The sequence below is a fragment of the Archangium gephyra genome (assembly GCF_049060025.1).
GTDB lineage: Bacteria > Myxococcota > Myxococcia > Myxococcales > Myxococcaceae > Archangium > Archangium gephyra_A.
In genome coordinates this window covers 36,533-52,101 of sequence record NZ_JBMEQQ010000002.1, presented here as the reverse complement: position 1 = coordinate 52,101, position 15,569 = coordinate 36,533, and the positions used below count along the sequence as shown (strand labels likewise).

Annotated in this window: 12 protein-coding genes and 1 pseudogene; 3 read left to right on the top strand and 10 right to left on the bottom strand. The window is 69.0% G+C overall.

The annotated features are described in order from the left end of the window. Nucleotide 1: 1 nt before the first annotated feature. From lysS to ACN28I_RS00305, 5 genes are all read right to left on the bottom strand, one after another. Nucleotides 2–1,546 (bottom strand): lysine--tRNA ligase, encoded by a 1,545-nt coding sequence (gene lysS / locus ACN28I_RS00325; protein WP_420940203.1) that lies wholly within the window; start codon nucleotides 1,544–1,546, stop codon nucleotides 2–4. Between the two features lie 93 nt (nucleotides 1,547–1,639). Next, entirely contained in the window at nucleotides 1,640–1,993 is a 354-nt protein-coding gene (locus ACN28I_RS00320; RefSeq protein WP_420940202.1) for an anti-sigma factor family protein, read from the bottom strand. 26 nt (nucleotides 1,994–2,019) lie between these two features. Further along, a complete protein-coding gene (locus ACN28I_RS00315) occupies nucleotides 2,020–2,655 on the bottom strand; it encodes an RNA polymerase sigma factor (protein ID WP_420940201.1) in 636 nt (211 codons plus the stop codon). A 118-nt stretch (nucleotides 2,656–2,773) separates the two neighbouring features. After that, nucleotides 2,774–3,893 (bottom strand): peptide chain release factor 2 gene (gene prfB / locus ACN28I_RS00310; protein WP_420940200.1). Its coding sequence is split into 2 segments (ribosomal slippage): nucleotides 2,774–3,823 and nucleotides 3,825–3,893, totalling 1,119 coding nucleotides; the frame shifts between segments, so codons are not numbered across the junction. A 56-nt stretch (nucleotides 3,894–3,949) separates the two neighbouring features. Next, nucleotides 3,950–5,266, bottom strand: a complete 1,317-nt coding sequence (locus tag ACN28I_RS00305) for a DUF4105 domain-containing protein (protein ID WP_420940199.1) — start codon at nucleotides 5,264–5,266, stop codon at nucleotides 3,950–3,952. Between the two features lie 128 nt (nucleotides 5,267–5,394). Between ACN28I_RS00305 and ACN28I_RS00300 the strand changes: the two genes are divergently transcribed. Then, nucleotides 5,395–5,796: a hypothetical protein gene (locus ACN28I_RS00300; RefSeq protein ID WP_420940198.1), complete on the top strand. Its 402-nt coding sequence runs from the start codon at nucleotides 5,395–5,397 to the stop codon at nucleotides 5,794–5,796. Nucleotides 5,797–5,809: 13 nt separating this feature from the next. Here ACN28I_RS00300 and ybeY read toward each other — a convergent pair whose 3' ends face one another. From ybeY to ACN28I_RS00275, 5 genes and pseudogenes are all read right to left on the bottom strand, one after another. After that, nucleotides 5,810–6,655, bottom strand: coding sequence for an rRNA maturation RNase YbeY (gene ybeY / locus ACN28I_RS00295; protein ID WP_420940197.1), 846 nt, complete (start codon nucleotides 6,653–6,655; stop codon nucleotides 5,810–5,812). 23 nt (nucleotides 6,656–6,678) lie between these two features. Next, nucleotides 6,679–9,141, bottom strand: coding sequence for an HD family phosphohydrolase (locus tag ACN28I_RS00290; RefSeq protein ID WP_420940196.1), 2,463 nt, complete (start codon nucleotides 9,139–9,141; stop codon nucleotides 6,679–6,681). A 108-nt stretch (nucleotides 9,142–9,249) separates the two neighbouring features. Next, nucleotides 9,250–10,347: a PhoH family protein gene (locus ACN28I_RS00285; protein WP_420940195.1), complete on the bottom strand. Its 1,098-nt coding sequence runs from the start codon at nucleotides 10,345–10,347 to the stop codon at nucleotides 9,250–9,252. Between the two features lie 100 nt (nucleotides 10,348–10,447). Further along, nucleotides 10,448–11,639 (bottom strand): annotated as a pseudogene (locus ACN28I_RS00280) (DUF4388 domain-containing protein). 13 nt (nucleotides 11,640–11,652) lie between these two features. Next, a complete protein-coding gene (locus ACN28I_RS00275; RefSeq protein WP_420940194.1) occupies nucleotides 11,653–13,887 on the bottom strand; it encodes a hypothetical protein in 2,235 nt (744 codons plus the stop codon). Between the two features lie 112 nt (nucleotides 13,888–13,999). Here ACN28I_RS00275 and mazG point away from each other — a divergent pair, with 112 nt between their 5' ends. Beyond that, a complete protein-coding gene (gene mazG / locus ACN28I_RS00270) occupies nucleotides 14,000–15,178 on the top strand; it encodes a nucleoside triphosphate pyrophosphohydrolase (RefSeq protein ID WP_420940193.1) in 1,179 nt (392 codons plus the stop codon). Nucleotides 15,179–15,291: 113 nt separating this feature from the next. Next, on the top strand, nucleotides 15,292–15,567 hold the full coding sequence (gene rpsT, locus ACN28I_RS00265; protein WP_420940192.1) for a 30S ribosomal protein S20: 276 nt from the start codon (nucleotides 15,292–15,294) through the stop codon (nucleotides 15,565–15,567). The last annotated feature ends 2 nt before the right edge of the window (nucleotides 15,568–15,569 follow it).

The window sequence follows — 15,569 nt, the reverse complement described above, 5'->3', positions numbered from 1 at the left end:
CCTACTTCGCCAGCGGCTTGAGGAGGGGGAAGAGGATGACGTCGCGGATCGACGGCGCGTCCGTGAACAGCATGGCGAGCCGATCAATCCCGATGCCCTCACCGGCCGTGGGCGGCATGCCGTGCTCGAGGGCGCGGATGTAGTCCTCGTCGTAGTCCATCGTCTCCTGCTGGCCGCGCTGCTTGGCGTCCAGCTGGGCGAGGAAGCGCTCCTTCTGGTCGAGCGGATCATTCAGCTCGGAGAAGGCGTTGCCGATCTCCCGGCCGGCGACGAAGAGTTCGAAGCGGTCGGTGATGTCCGGGTTCTGGTCGTTGCGGCGCGCCAGGGGGCTGACGGCGGTCGGGTAGTGGGTGATGAAGGTGGGGTGCACCAGCTTCTGCTCCACGTGGTGCTCGAAGAGCGCTCCCACCAGCTCGCCGTGGTGCATGGTCTCCACGGCACGGCGCTCGGCGTCGCCATGCGACGTCTTGAGCAGCTCACTGCGCAGCCGCTCCGGGTCCGCCATGTCCTTGTCGCTCAGCGAGGGAACGACTTCCCGGATGGCCTCGGCCATGGGGATGCGCTTCCACCCCTTGCCGAAGTCCAGCACGTGCCCCTGGTAGGTCACCTTGGTGTCGCCCGTCACCGCCTTCGCCGCGCCCGAGAGCATCTCCTCGGTGAGGTCCATCAGGTCCTCGAACGTGGCGTAGGCCTGGTAGAACTCGAGCATCGTGAACTCGGGGTTGTGCCGGGTGCTGATGCCCTCGTTGCGGAAGTTGCGGTTGATCTCGTAGACGCGCTCGATGCCGCCCACCACCAGGCGCTTGAGGTACAGCTCCGGGGCGATCCGCATGTACAGATCGATGTCCAGGGCGTTGTGGTGGGTACGGAAGGGCCGGGCCGCCGCGCCGGACACCAGCGGGTGCATCATCGGCGTCTCCACCTCGACGAAGTCACGCGTGTCGAGGAAGTCCCGGATGAAGCGCACCAGCTTGTTGCGCTTGAGGAAGACCTGCTTCACGTCCGGGTTGGACACCATGTCGAGGTAGCGCTGGCGGTAGCGGACCTCGACGTCCGTGAGGCCGTGCCACTTCTCGGGCAGGGGCCGCAGGGACTTGGTGAGCGGCACGAACTTCGTGGCGGACAGGGTGAGCTCGCCCGTCTTCGAGCGGAACACGGCGCCCTGGGCGGCGATGAAGTCCCCCATGTCGGTGAGCTTGAAGAGCTCGTAGGCGTCCCCGAGGGCGTCCTTCTTGAGGTGGACCTGGATCTCCCCCGAGCGGTCGCGCAGCTTGACGAAGGCGGCCTTGCCGAAGCTGCGCACGGCCACGATGCGGCCGGCCACGTCATAGACGGCGGGCTCGGCCTTCTCGATGTCCTCCATGGACTGGCTGCCGTGGCGGGAGAGGATCTCCGCGGCGAGGTGCTGGGGGCGGTAGCCGTTGCCGTACGGGTTGAAGCCGGAGTCCCGCCATTTGCGCCCCTTCTCGAGGCGCTGGTCGTAGATCTCCTGCTCCTTGGACCCGAGGTCCGCTTCCGCGTTCTTGTTCTCTGGAGTGTCAGCCATGGGCGTAGGGGCGCGGCACCGTAGCCAAGCCCACCCCGGGACGCAACGAATGGCTGGAAGGGATGTTCCCGAAAAGACCCGCCCCCGCCCGTCTCAGGGCGCGGACATGATGAGGAAGGCCCCCACCGCGGCCGCGATGAGCAGCGGGATGAGGATCTCCACTGGCAGCCGGTAGTACGCGTGCATCTGGTGCAGCCGCTTGAGGCCGAAGCGCCGCTGGCGCTTCACCCGCGTCATCACCAGGGAGGCCAGCGCCGGCGGAGCCTTCTGCCTCCCCACGTTGCGCACCCGTATCACGGTGGCCGAGTAGCGCTGCCACCCCTGCGCGCACTCGCCGCACCCGTCCAGGTGCGAGCGCACCGCCTGGGCCTTCTCGGCGGGAAGCTCCTCATCGGCGAGGGCGATGAACAGGGCCTTGGTCTCGCGGTGGCTGAGCTGTGCTGGCATATCCCGGAGTCTCCGCTGAAAACCGTTCATTCCTCAAGCCGCCCCAGGAGATCCGCCAGCTTCTCCCGCGCCCGGTGGAGCCGGCTCTTCACGGTTCCCAACGCGAGCTCGGTGATGTCGACGATCTCCTCGTACGAGAGCCCCTCGATGTCCCGGAGGGCCACCAGCATCCGCGCGTCCGGCTCCAACTGTGAAATGGCCCACTGCACCCGGGCCTGTTCCCTCGCCGACTCCAGCGCCGCGTCCGGCCCCGGCGGCGAGCCCAGCAGCTCCGTCAGCGCCCCCTCGTTCTGCTCGCCATACTCCTCCGAGCGTCCCCTCCCCCGCCGCTTCAGGTACTTCAACCGGTTGATGCAGTGGTTCTTTCCAATCCGGAACAACCACGTGGACAGCTTCGAGTCCTCCCGGAAGCGCGACAGGTTCTGGTGGGCGCTCACGAAGACGTCCTGCACCAGATCGTTCGCCTCCTCCCGGTCCCCCAGCATCCGCACGCAGAAGTCGTAGAGCCGGTCCTGGTGCGTGTTCACCAGCGATTCGAAGGCCTCCGGATCGCCCCGCCGCAGGCGCGCCAGCAGCAGACGCTCCTCGCGCGCGGCGGCCTCGGCCTCGGCGGACACCGGCGTTCCCTCTGTCTCCATGCCGAGCACCCCGCTCGAGGACACCGGTGACCTCCCCACGTGGCCTACACCGCGCGCTTCCATCCTACCCTGACCCGCTTTCCCCTGTTCCACGGCCTAGGACAACGAGGCCGTGGAAAGGTTCCGCGGGTCTTCCGGGCAACTACTCCGGGGCGTTGCGGTTGGGGTTCTTCACGCCCATGAGCTGGGCGGTGACGAACTCCTCCAGGCTGCCGTCGAGCACGGCGTCCACGTTGCCCGTCTCCACGCCGGTGCGCAGGTCCTTCACCATGCGGTAGGGCGCGAGCACGTAGGAGCGGATCTGCGAGCCGAAGGAGATGTCCTTCTTCTGGGCCTCGGCGGCGGCCTGCTCGGCCTCGCGCTTCTTGAGCTCCAGCTCGTAGAGGCGGGCGCGGAGGATCTTGAAGGCCATGTCCTTGTTGGCCGACTGCGAGCGCTCCGTCTGGCAGGTGATGAGGATGTTGGTGGGCAGGTGGCGGAGCTGCGCCGTGGACGAGGTCTTGTTGACCTTCTGACCGCCCGCGCCACCGCCGCGGATGAACTTCAGCTCGTAGTCCTTCTCCGGGATGTCGATCCTGATGGTGTCATCGACCTCCGGATAGACGTCCACCGAGGCGAAGGCCGTCTGCCTGCGCGCGTTGGCGTCGAAGGGGCTGATGCGCACCAGCCGGTGCACGCCCACCTCGGCCTTGAGGTAGCCGTAGGCGAACTCGCCTTCAATCCGCAGCGAGACGTTCTTGAAGCCCGCCTCTTCGCCTTCCACCGCGTCGTTGATCTCGACCTTCCAGCCCTTCTGCTCGCAGTAGCGCGTGTACATGCGCATGAGCATGGCGGCCCAGTCCATGGAGTCGGTGCCGCCCGCTCCCGCGTTGATGTCCATGAAGCAGTTGGAGCGGTCCTGCTCGCCGGAGAGCATCCGCGCCAGCTCCAGCTTCGCGACCTCCGACTCGAGCGAGACGAGCGACTCCTCGGCCTCCTTGGCGCTGGACTCGTCGTTGAGCTCGGCGGCCAGCTCGAAGAGCACCTGGGCGTCATCCAGGCCGCGCATCGTCTTCTCGTAGGCGCCCACGCTCGACTCGAGCGTGGTCTTCTCCTTGAGCATCGCCTGCGCCTTGGTGTTGTCGTCCCAGAAGTTGGGGAGCGTGGACTCACGCTCGATCAGCGCGATGCGGGACCTCTTGCGATCGAGGTCAAAGATGCCCCCGGAGCGCAAGCAGACGCTCCCGAAGTCCGTTGATCTTCTCCATCGAATCGTTGGCCATGTGTGTCGTGTCCTCGGTGTGCGCGCGAGGTGTGCCCGCGCGCGATTGCCGGATGATCAGCTACCGGAAGCCTTCAGGGAAGGAGTCATTGGCTCGGCGGGCTTGGAGGCCGCTGGAAACCGGAGCCGGGCCAGGGTGCACGCCCCCTCCAGGCCCATGGACAGGGGCAGGATGAGGGCGATGAGGCGCCAGTTGTCCTGGTCGAACATGGGCAGCAACTTGAGCACCAGCCCCAGGACGCCCAGCGCCGACATCACCCGCCACAGGCGCCACAGCCGCGCGAGGGCCCGGGGCGAGCCGCGCATCAACTGGATGCCCAGGGGTACCGCCAGCACGGTGAGCGGGTTGGCCAGGAAGAGGTTCTCGTTGCGGTACGTCACCGTGTGGTCGGTGAACAGCCACATGATGAACAGCGCGAGCCCCGGAATCCCGAACACCAGCCCCACCAGCAGGTTCTGCAGGCCGAGCAGGATGCGAGGCGCCCGGGCCCCGGTCCGGCGGATCCACAGCCCCAGGCCCGCCGCGCCCCCCCCCAGCAGGAGGCCCAGCACCAGCAGCATGGGCGCGTACTTCGGCGGCTCCGCGGGCGTGACCGGGCGGCCCTCCGCCGCGTAGATGTTCAGGTTCTTCGCCACCAGCGGGCGCTTCTGCCCGTCCTCCCCCACCACCTGCATGTCCGCCACCTGGCGCTCCAGCTCGTCCGGGAGGAAGGCCTCCTGCCAGCGGGTGACGGGCTGGTCGATCTCATCGTTCATCAGGAAGTCGAGCAGCAGGCCCATGGCCGGGCCGACGTCCGAGTAGCGGCGCGTGTGGTCGCGCAGCGTCATGCGCCCGGGGCCGCTCATGGCCTGCTTGAACTGGCCGCCCACCACCTTGTCGATGGCGTCGCGCAGCCGCGTCACGCAGTTGTCGTTGTAGTGGTGGTACAGGTAGTGGCTGTTCTCCGGCAGCACGTTCACCGCCAGCAGATTCCCCAGCTCCACCTTCTGCGCCGGCGTCAGGTTCAGCTCCTGCAGCCGCACGTCCCGGTTCAGCGAGCGGTAGAAGCGGAAGGTGGCTCCGGGGCTCGCGTCGTCCACCCAGAACTCGAGCCGGCCCATCGCGTAGCGGGCCAGCATGCTCGAGTCGAAGGAGAACATGCCGTAGTTGTAGAGGCGCGACTGCTTCTGCCGCTGATCCTCCACCACCAGCGAGCCGTGCCCGAACCACGACGCCACGTCATCCCCGGGCCCGAAGGTGACCAGGTAGATGGACAGGTCCTCGCCCTGGCTCTCGCCCGTCCCCCAGGGAGGCATCTCCTGGGAACGCGCCGGGGTGGCGGCCAGCAGCAGCAGGCCGAGCAGACAGGTCATCAATGGAGCAAGGCGAGGCATTGTCCGTCCCAACAAATGAGGGCGGGCCTACCTATCATGCGCACTGCCCGACTCAACCCCGAGAGTGGCTGGCAGGAGAGCGGGCGTTCAGGGCATGAAGGGCCCCACCCCTTCCCGAGGAGTCTCCCATGTGGCGCGGCGTCCTGCTCAGCACCCTCTGCCTCATTGCCTGCCACCGCCCTCCTGCCGCCCCGCCGGAAGCGCCCACGTCCACCGCGGCGGCCCCCCGCCCTCCTCCTCCAGCCGCGACGGAGCCACGGGCCGGTGGACCGGACGAGGTGAAGGGCGAGGCGGAGGCCCGGTGCACGCGCGATGAGGACTGTGCCCTGACGCAGCTCGCCACCGAGGGGTGCTGTCCCCAGTGCACCCCGCGGGCGCTCTCCACCGCCGCGCTCGCCCGCCTGAAGCAGTCCTGCGCGGGCGTCCCGGAGGCCTCCTGCCCGATGCCCGTCTGCCGCCCTCCTCCGGGCGCTCCCGCCCCGGCCTGCGCGGGGGGACGCTGCACGGTGCGCTTCACCTCCATGGAGTGAGCGGCGAGGGCCCTCACGTCATGAGCTTGCGGGCCCGGGGGGCCACGGCGTCGCCCACCATGCCGCTCTCGCCCAGCAGCCGCTCCTCGGTGCGCGCCATCTTCTGCGCGTCCTTGGGGCGCTCGTGGTCATAGCCCAGCAGGTGCAGCAGCCCGTGCGCCAGGTAGCGCGCCACTTCCGAGTCGAGCGTCCGCTCGTACTCCTTGGCCTGCTTCTTCGCCGTGTCCAGCGAGATGACCACGTCCCCGAGCTGCCTCGGCCCGGGCGTGCCCTTGGGCGCGTCCCCCGCCGGGAAGCTCAGCACGTCCGTCGCCTTGTCCTTCTTGCGCCACGTGCGGTTGAGCCGGCGGATGGCATGGTCGCCCACCAGGGAGATGGACAGCTCGCACCCCGTCAGCTCCAGCTTCCGCAGGAACGTCTCGGCCAGGTCCGTCACCTGCTTGGAGAAGCGCTTGCCCTGGGGGTGCGCCACCTGCACCGTCACCCGGTTGGCCTGCTCCTCCTCGGGCGCCTCCTCGATGTGGGCCAGCTCCACCCGGAAGGCGGGCGCGCACATGGAGTAGTAGTCACACGCGCCCTGCCCATCGTTGCGGTACACCACCCGCTGGCCCCGCGGCACCATCCCCAGCTCCCCTTCCCCGATGAGCTGGCGCCGGCCCTCCACCACCAGCGTCAGCTCCCCCTTGAGGACGATGACCACCTCGTCGAACTCGGGAGTCTGCGCCGGCTCGGACCAGCCCGGCGGCGCCAGCATCCGCGCCACCGACATGGAGTCGGTGCCCGTCGTCGCCGCACCCACGAACTCCTCGATGCGCTTCCCATCCTCGCGCGGGATGATCTTGCCCTTGCGCAGCTTCACCACGTTCAACCTCCTCCGCCGCCTCAGGTACCCGTGCCCGCCGGGCGCGCCTTGCCATCCTGCTTCGTCGTCCCCGCCACCGTCAGCGCCGCCCCCTTGGGGCCCGCCTGCAGCGCTCCCGCCGGGTACTCCGGGCGCGCATGGTAGATGCCCTCCAGCGTGTGCAGGAAGGACTGTGAGATGAGGTTCAAATCCCTCAGCGTCAGGTCACACTCGTCCAGCTGCCCCTCGGAGAAGATGAGGTTGATCATCTTCTGCACCTGGGCGTGCAGCCGGGGCGTGGTGGGCTCGGGCAGCGCGCGCGTCGAGGCCTCCACCGCGTCGGCGATCATCACCAGCGCCGCCTCGCGGAACTGCGGCTTGGGGCCCGGGTAGCGGAAGATGCTCTCGTCGATGGGCGGAGCGCCTTCCTTGCCCTCCTGCTCCTTGACGGCCTTGTGGAAGAAGTAGCCCACCAGCCGCGTGCCGTGGTGCTGCGGAATCGCATCCGCCACCAGCTTGGGCAGCCGGTACTGGCGCGCCATCTCCAACCCCTCGGTGACGTGGCGCTTGATGATGACGGCGCTCATCGCCGGGGCGAGGCTGTCGTGCTTGTTCTCGCCCTTCTGGTTCTCGCCGAAGTAGAGCGGATTCCGGCCCTTGCCGATGTCGTGGTAGTACGCGCACGAGCGCGCCAGCAGCGGGTTGGCCCCAATCGCCTCCGCCGCGTTCTCCACCAGCGTGCCGATGATGATGGAGTGGTGGTAGGTGCCCGGCGCCTGGACGATGAGCTCCTTGAGCGCCGGGTGGTTGAGGTTGGCCAGCTCCAGCAGCTTCAGGTCCGACGCGTAGCCGAAGATGGACTCGATGAGCGGCGTGAGCGCCATCACCATCACCGGCACCGCCAGCGAGGTGCCCGCGAAGGCGAACAGCGCCGTGATGAGCGTGTCCGGGGTGAGGCCCTTGCCCTCCGCCAGGAAGAGGCAGAGCACCGCCAACAGGTTGATGGCACCGGTGGCCAGGCCCGCCTTGAAGAGGCCCACCCGGTCCTTGGCGCTGGCGACGCGGTCCGCCGCCACCAGCGCGCCCACCAGCGCGTAGATGCCGAAGGACAGCGAGTTGCCCAGCATCACCCCGCACAGACTCGCCAGCACCAGCGCGAAGAAGAGCGCCAGCTCATCGGAGAGGACGAAGCGCACCAGCATGGCCCCGGCCGCCACCGGGAAGGCGTAATAGAAGGCCTCCAGGGGAATCGCCGTGTACCGGTCCTGCACCGCGTCCGCGATGGACACCCACACCTGCAGCAGGCCCAGCATCGACACCAGCAGCAGGCCCAGCAGCATCGCGTCCTTGCGCGTGGGCCGGAAGCGCCGGAAGGCCGCCCGGCAGAAGAGGTACGTGGCCGAGACGAGCAGCGCCACCAGCCCCGTGCCGCCCACCTGCAACTGCACCAGATCCAACCGATCCGTCTGGGCCCGCATGCCCCGGGTGGCCACCAGATGCGCCTCGTTGACGAGCTCCCCGTCCCCGATGACCCGCTGGCCCTTCTTGATGGAGATGACGGCGTCCTTCACCGCCGACGCCGCCTGGCGCCGCCGCGCGTCCGTCTCCGCCAGGTTGATGGTGAGGTTGGGCCGCACCAGCCGCTTGGCCAGCCGCAGCACCGCCCGCCGCTGCACGCCCGGCGAGTCCGGCAGCAGGTTGCCCGGAATGGAGGCGAACCGGTCCATCTCCATGTGCGCCTCGCGCACGTCCACCACCGTGGGCGCCGCCCCCGGCAGCGTCTGCTCCCCGTTGTGCCTCAAGTCCCTCACGGTGAGGCCCTGGGGCCCCTCCCGCGACAGCTCCTCGCGCGAGTTGGTGATGTACACCGGGGTGGGCTCGGCGAAGCCGTACGCCCGATCCACCAGCGCCACCGTGGCCTGCTCCACCGACTCGGAGAAGCGTGCCGCCGCCAGGGCCTGCACGTCGTCGGGATCCAACGCCACGTCCTTGCGCCCGAACAGCAGCTCCTGGAAGTGCTCGCGCTCCTCGGGTGCCAGGAGCGGCTTGCGCGGCTGCGCCTTGACGGGCACCTCGGGGGCCGCGGCCTCCTGGGCGGCCTCCTTCGCCGCCAGCCGCTGGCGCATCTCCTGGAAGGCCGTGCCCACCGACGCGCGAATATCCATCAGCACGCCCGGGCTCAGGTCGTACACCGGCCGCACCGCGCCGCGCGCCTCCAGGCGCCGCTGCTCGGTCATCGCCTGGTGGATGATCTCGTAGTCCCGCCCGGCCTTGAACCCCGCTGGGGAGTTCGCCCGGAAGGGCTTGCCCAGGTCATCCTCGCCGAGCGCGGGAATCTGCTGGCTGAAGAGGCCCGGGGAAATGACGAAGCCGGCCGCCACCGACACGGTCAGCAGCAGCAACAGACTCGCCAGGCGCCGGCCCCAACGGGGGCCGAGCCGGAAGCGGTGGGCGAGCGCGTCCAGCGGACTGGGTCCGGGGGGCGACGATTCCGGTTCGGCCATGGGGTTGTCCAACCTATGGGAGGCGTGACGGGTTCTTCAAGCAAAGCGGGCGGCGGGAATCCCTTCCGCCGCCCGCCGCTTGCTCACCCGGCTATCGAGCTTGGAAAATCAAGGGGTTGGCTTGTCGGATTCCGGCGCACCGGCTGCCACTTCCGGCGCCGTTCCACCCGCCACCGTCGCCTCCGCCTCCTTGAGGGCCTTGGCGGCCTGCTGCGCCGCGTCGTACCGGTCGTAGGCGCGGATGACTTCCTGCACCAGGGGGTGACGCACCACGTCCACCTCGGTGAACTCGGAGATGCAGATGCCCTCCACGTTCTTGAGGATGGAGCGGGCGTGGTGGAGACCGCTGGCCTTGCCCACCGGCAGGTCCACCTGCGTCACGTCGCCCGTGATGACCGCCTTGCTGTTGTAGCCCAGGCGGGTGAGGAACATCTTCATCTGCTCGATGGTGGTGTTCTGCGCCTCATCGAGGATGACGAAGGAGTCATTGAGCGTGCGGCCGCGCATGAAGGCCAGCGGGGCCACTTCCACCACGCCCTGTTCGATCAGGTGCAGGGCGCGCTCGACGGCCATCATGTCGTGCAGCGCGTCGTAGAGCGGGCGCAGGTAGGGGTTGACCTTCTCGGCCAGGTCACCCGGGAGGAAGCCCAGCTTCTCGCCGGCCTCCACGGCGGGACGCGCCAGGACGATGCGCTTGACCTTGCGCTCCTGCAGGGCGGCCACCGCCATGGCCATGGCGAGGTACGTCTTGCCGGTACCGGCGGGGCCGATGCCGAAGACGATGTCATGGGCGCGGATGGCGTCCACGTAGCGCTTCTGCGCGATGCTCTTGGGAGCGATCTGCTTGTTGCCGGTGCTCTTGAGGACCGGGCTGTTCATCACGTCCTGGAGCGACTCGGCGCCGCCACGGCCCAGGACCTTGATGGCCTGCTCGACGTCCTCGCGGTAGACGGGGCGGCCGGCGCGGATGATGCCCTCGAGGTTCTCCACGAGGCGAACCGTGAAGGCCACGGCATCCGAGGGTCCGGACAGGTGCAGCTCGGTCCCTCGCTGACCGACCCGGACACCGAGTCGGCGCTCCATGAGCTTGAGGTTCTCGTTCTGGTTGCCACACAGCGCCAGGGTCGTCGCGTTATCGCGGACATCCACCTTGGCGGACGTGGGGCTGACGGATGCTTGTGCCTCTACTGTGGCGGGGTTTCGCAATTCGTCTAATCCCTCGGGACGGGTGTCGGACAATTCAGAATCCTCACTGTCAAGCTAACGTCCTCCCACTGTCAGCGAAAGGAGGAAGCGAGCAACCGTCCTAGCGCAGGGGAGACAGGAGGATGAACTGCCGATCTGACGTACGGCGATAGTAATAATCGTCCCGCCAGGGGTAGCGCAGGTCCTCCTGCTGTAGGAGACCCACCTCCACCAGCGCCTCCAGGCGCTCGGGTAGGGCCCCCTTTTCCAGTCGAAACACTTCCAGTGCGGCTTCGATTCGGGCTTGTTGAGCGCGGGCCAGAAGACGCTGGGCCGCCGGGTCCGCGAACGAGGAGGCCGAGTCGTCCCCCAGGTCCCAGGTGTCCGGCCGCAGGCGCGAGCCCACGAAGCCCAGCGCGGCCAGCACCATGACGGTGACGACGGCGCGGGCCACCACGCCCCCCACCCGAACGAGCAGACCGGCGCCACCCACGGAGACGGCCCGGCCCGAGGACTGGTGGGCGCGGATGTACTCGAGGTTGAGCAGATTGACGAGCGCCTTGCTGGTCTCGAACTCGCCCAGGCTGCTGAGGTCCACCAGCTTGCGCACGTCGCGGCCGGGGGCGATGAAGCTCGTAGACGCGGCGCTCGGAGCTGCCGATGGACTTGAACTCGCCCTTGTTCTCGTCCTTCTTCTCCTCGGAGAAGGCGTCGTCGAAGGAGGCGTCGAAGTCGTCTTCTTCCTTCTTCTTGTTCTTGGGGTTGGGGGCGGGCAGCTCCTTGAGGCGCTCGAAGGTCATCGCCTCGTGGGGGAGCTTCTTCCGGACGTGGGGCCACTCGTCCACCATCCGGAAGCCTTCCATCAGCACGCTCTCGGCGCGCAGCGGCGTGATGGATTCGCTGTCCGGCTGCACTTCCTCCTGCTTGAACTCGTAGGTGCCCGCCTTCCAGAGGAAGAGCCCGTAGAGGGTCTCCGTCACCTGGAGCTGCATCATCTGCTTGAGCTTCTGCGCGGAGATGGCACCGGAGGTGGTGAGCACGTCGCCCAGCCGCTTGAGGGTGCGCTTCTGCGTCTCCAGCGCGCTCTCGAGCTGCTGCTCGGTGATGAGCTCGGCGCGCACCAGCATGTTGCCGATGAGGTCCTTCTTCTTCCGCGTGACGCTCTCGGCGCGCACGATGTTGCCTTCCCGGAAGAAGACCTGGACCTCCTGCTCCTTGCTCTTGAGGTACAGGACACCCGTCTTCTGCTGCTGACCGATCAGCTGCAGGATGTCCGCGATACCGAAGTCCTTGAGCGTTCCCGTCAGGGCCATCGTTCGTCCCGGCCTACTCGTTCTGGCGGCGGTACAGCCCGCGCAACGTCAAAAGGTGAAGGGGAATGAGCAGCAGCAGCAGCGGCGCCAGCTTGAGGTACAGCGGGACCTCGCCGTAGGGCGCGCGCAGCACCCCGGAGCGCAACAGCACCCCGGACACCGCGAAGAGGAAGAAGAAGGCGTAGAGGGTGCCGCGCACCGTCAGCCCCTGGAAGAGGTGGCCCGCGCCGGACACCAGCGCGCCGAAGGCGTACGACACGCCACTCTCCCACTGGCGGTTGCGCTCGATTTCAATCTGCTTGCGGGCCCGGACGCGCGCCTCCACCGCGCCCTTGCGCGAGAAGACGTTGACGCACTGCGCGCACATCTTGCTCGCCACGCCCAGCTCCTTGTCGCACCGCCGGCACACCGGGCGGCCGCACTTCTCACACTCGCGCGAGGCCTTCATGGACTGGCCCGCGAAGCCGAGCCCGAAGGCGAGCAGCGCGCCCAGCACCGGCAGGCCCCAGGCGGTGAGCCCCGAGCCGCCGCCGAGCAGCCGGCGCGACAGCTGCGCCTCCACGCGCTGGCCCGCCACCGGATCATCCGTCAGCGGCAGATCCGCCTCGGCGAGCGCCGGGGCGAGCAGGAGGCGGTTCATCAGCAGGCGATCCTCCGGCGGGCGCTGCCACATGAGCAGGGAGGGGTCCACGCGCTGCGCGGCCTGGAGCGCATCACGCGCCTTCTGGTTCTCGGAGCCGATCTCCGAGTCCGGCGCCACCGCGGCGCGGCGGCGGTACACCTCGGCCAGGTTGAAGGCGGCCGCGGCCAGTCCCGGGTCCGCCCGCGAGGCCGCGGTATACATCCCCGCCGCCGCGCTCGTATCCCCCATGGCCAGCAGCACGTTGGCGTGGTTGGTCATCAGCCCCGCATGCTCGGCGTTGCTCATGGCCGCCGCCGCCTTGTAGTGGGCGATGGCCTGCTCCAGCTGGCCGCGGCGGGCCTCGAAGCGCCCGAGCGCGTACAGCTCCGCGAACTCGACCTTCTCCTTCTTCTCGAAGCGCGCGCGCACCCGCTCCGCCACGGGCTCCGCGAACAGGCTCCCGCGCTCCAGCACGTAGACGTCCTCGGCCACCGTCCCGGCGAAGGCCGAGGTCTCGGCGAGCTTCCCGGCGCCGGACGGCACGAAGGCCGCCGCCACCAGCAGCACCGCCGCCACCGCCCGCTCCAGCTTCGAGAGGTAGAGGGCCACCGACATCAGGAGGATGAGCAGCACGGGCACCAGGCCCAGCCGCAGCGCCACCGGCGTGCCGATCAGCAGCAGCACCGCCAGCGCCGCCGACTGCCACTTCGCCGCCGCCCGGGGGAAGAGGTGGTGGAAGTCGTGGAAGAAGTAGCGCGCCCGCCTCAGGAAGAGCACGCCCACCACCACCGCCGCCGTGGCCAGCACCGCCACCAGGAACACCGCGCCCATATCCGCCAGCGCCGGGCGCCGGTAGCGCGGATCCTTCAGCATCACCGTGAGCGCGGCCTTGAGCTCCCGGCTGTAGGCGCCCACGTCACCGGGCGAGCGACGCGCATAGGCCTCGGCCAGCGCGAGCCGCGCATACGGAAGGTTGGGCGAGAGCGACACCGCGTGCTCCACGAGCTGCACCGCGCCGGCGCTGTCGTTGGCCTTGCGCCGCCCCTCGGCCGCGCGGATGAAGCCGATGCTCAGCGACTCCATGTCCAGCGCCGCCACGTCGTCCTTGAGGGACACCAGCTCCTGCTGCGCCTTGCGGGCCGACTCCATGTCCAGCGCCGCCACCGCCTTCTGCCACTTGTCCCAGGCGGCCTGCAGATCCGCGTCCGTCACTCGCGGGGCGAGGATGGGCGGAGGCGGCGGCCGGACCACCGGGGCCGGAGGGGGAGGCTTCGGCTTCTCCACCACGGTGGGCGTGGACGGATCCACCGGGACCGCCTCCTGCGCGGCCTCCTCCTCGTCCTGCGACTTCTGGCCCTTGCGGTTCTTGCCGCGGCCAGCACGCGTGGAGCCCTCGTCCGGCTCCTCCTCGGACGAGTCGTCGATCTCCTCCGGGGAGTCGACGGCCATCTCGCTCGGATCCAACATCGAGGGGTCGTCGTACGTGGGCTTCTCGGCGGGAGCCTGGCGCTGGGACTTCTGCGCGGCGGGACGCTGCGACTTTTGCGCATGCGCCTGCCGCGCGGGCATCCACAGCGCGAGGCACATCATCAACGGCAGGAGGCGCAACAGAGGGAGGCGCGACATTCGGGGTCCCGATGATAGGCGACGGGCCACCCCCACGGAAGTTGTGATCCCCCTTTCGCGGTTCCCCCGTGTTACGGGAACTCGCTCGCTCGCCGGGGGAGGTGGAGGAACCATGAGTGCAGCAGGGGAGCAATTGGACAGGCTGGTGGAAATCATGGCCCGCCTCCGAGCCCAGGATGGTTGTCCCTGGGACAGAGAGCAGGACCTGCGCTCGATGCGTCCCTACCTGACCGAGGAGGCCTTCGAGGTCATCGACGAGATGGACCGGGTGGCCGAGGGCGGCCCGTGGCGGGCGCTGTGCGAGGAGCTGGGGGATCTGCTCTTCCAGATCGTCTTCCACGCCCGGCTCGCCGAGGAGCTGGGCGAGTTCTCCATGGCGGACGTGTCCCGGTCCATCAGCGACAAGCTCACCAGCCGCCACCCGCACGTCTTCGGCGAGCGGCAGGCGGATGGCACCCCGCAGCCGCTGGCCAACTGGGCGAGGCTGAAGGCCGAGGAGCGCAAGAAGAAGACGGGCCGGGAGGGCTCGGTGCTGGACGGCGTGCCCACGGGCGCCCCCGCCCTGCTGCGCGCCGAGCGCCTCACGGAGAAGGCCAGCCGCATCGGCTTCGACTGGCCGAGCCTCCAGGAGGTGCGCGCCAAGCTGTACGAGGAGTTGGGGGAGCTGGACGAGGCCATCGCCTCGGGAAACCGGGACGAGCTGGAGCACGAGCTGGGCGACGTCCTCTTCTCCCTGGCCAACCTCGCGCGCTTCATCCAGACGCCGGCCGAGGATGCCCTGCGGATGGCCAGCCGCCGCTTCACCACGCGCTTCCAGCACATCGAAGCCGCCCTGCGCGCCGAGGGCATCCCCCTGGGCGAGGCCCCCCTCGAGCACATGGATCGCCACTGGGACGCCGCCAAGGCCGTGGAGAAGTCCCTGCCGCCCCCCCTCCGCGTCCCCCGTGCGCCCCTGGTGGCCCTGCGCCTGCCGGTGGCGGACCTCGGCGCCCAGCGGGCCTTCTGGGATCGGCTCGCCCCGCTCCTCGGTTGGAGTGCCGAACGGGGAGCGGCCGGCGAGGCGGCCTACGGTGACGGGTTGTACCGGCTCGTCTTCACTCCGGGCCCGGGTACCCCCTGCCCCACCACCGTGACCTTCGGGGCCCCCTCGGCCGAGGCCGTGGAGCGGTTGCGCACCCTCCTGGAGAGCGCCTCCCCCGGGTGCGTGCTAGAAGGCGGCGGCGGCGCCGGGAGGATCATCTTCCAGGACCCCGCCGGTCTGCGTTGGGAATACGCCTTCGGAGCCCGCTGATTGATCTGTCTCGGGCGTCCAGATGGTGGCACGGATCACGCAAGTCTTGACGCTCAGTGAGCGCCGAAGTAGGTACGGCGCCTCTTTTCCACAGAAGTAAGCTGGAGATCACCTTGGCCAACACCAAGTCCGCAGAGAAGCGTAACCGCCAGGCCCAGAAGCGCCGCGCCCGCAACGTCAACGTCCGCACCACGGTGAAGGACGCCGTGAAGAGCCTGCGCGACACCCTCACCACCAAAGACACGGCGAAGACCGGGGACGCCCTCAAGGCCGCCACCCGCACGATCGCCAAGGCCGCCTCCAAGGGCGTCATCCACAAGCGCGCCGCCTCGCGCCGCATCTCGCGGCTCGCCAAGGCCACGAACCGCGCCAAGGCCGCCGCGAAGTAGTC

Excerpts from the sequence above, each read along its gene's own strand:
- ACN28I_RS00275 (WP_420940194.1), bottom strand. The coding sequence starts at position 13,887 with ATGTCGCGCCTCCCTCTGTTGCGCCTCCTGCCGTTGATGATGTGCCTC.
- ACN28I_RS00290 (WP_420940196.1), bottom strand. The coding sequence starts at position 9,141 with ATGGCCGAACCGGAATCGTCGCCCCCCGGACCCAGTCCGCTGGACGCG.
- mazG (WP_420940193.1), top strand. The coding sequence starts at position 14,000 with ATGAGTGCAGCAGGGGAGCAATTGGACAGGCTGGTGGAAATCATGGCC.
- ACN28I_RS00305 (WP_420940199.1), bottom strand. The coding sequence starts at position 5,266 with ATGCCTCGCCTTGCTCCATTGATGACCTGTCTGCTCGGCCTGCTGCTG.
- ACN28I_RS00320 (WP_420940202.1), bottom strand. The coding sequence starts at position 1,993 with ATGCCAGCACAGCTCAGCCACCGCGAGACCAAGGCCCTGTTCATCGCC.
- ACN28I_RS00300 (WP_420940198.1), top strand. The coding sequence starts at position 5,395 with ATGTGGCGCGGCGTCCTGCTCAGCACCCTCTGCCTCATTGCCTGCCAC.
- lysS (WP_420940203.1), bottom strand. The coding sequence starts at position 1,546 with ATGGCTGACACTCCAGAGAACAAGAACGCGGAAGCGGACCTCGGGTCC.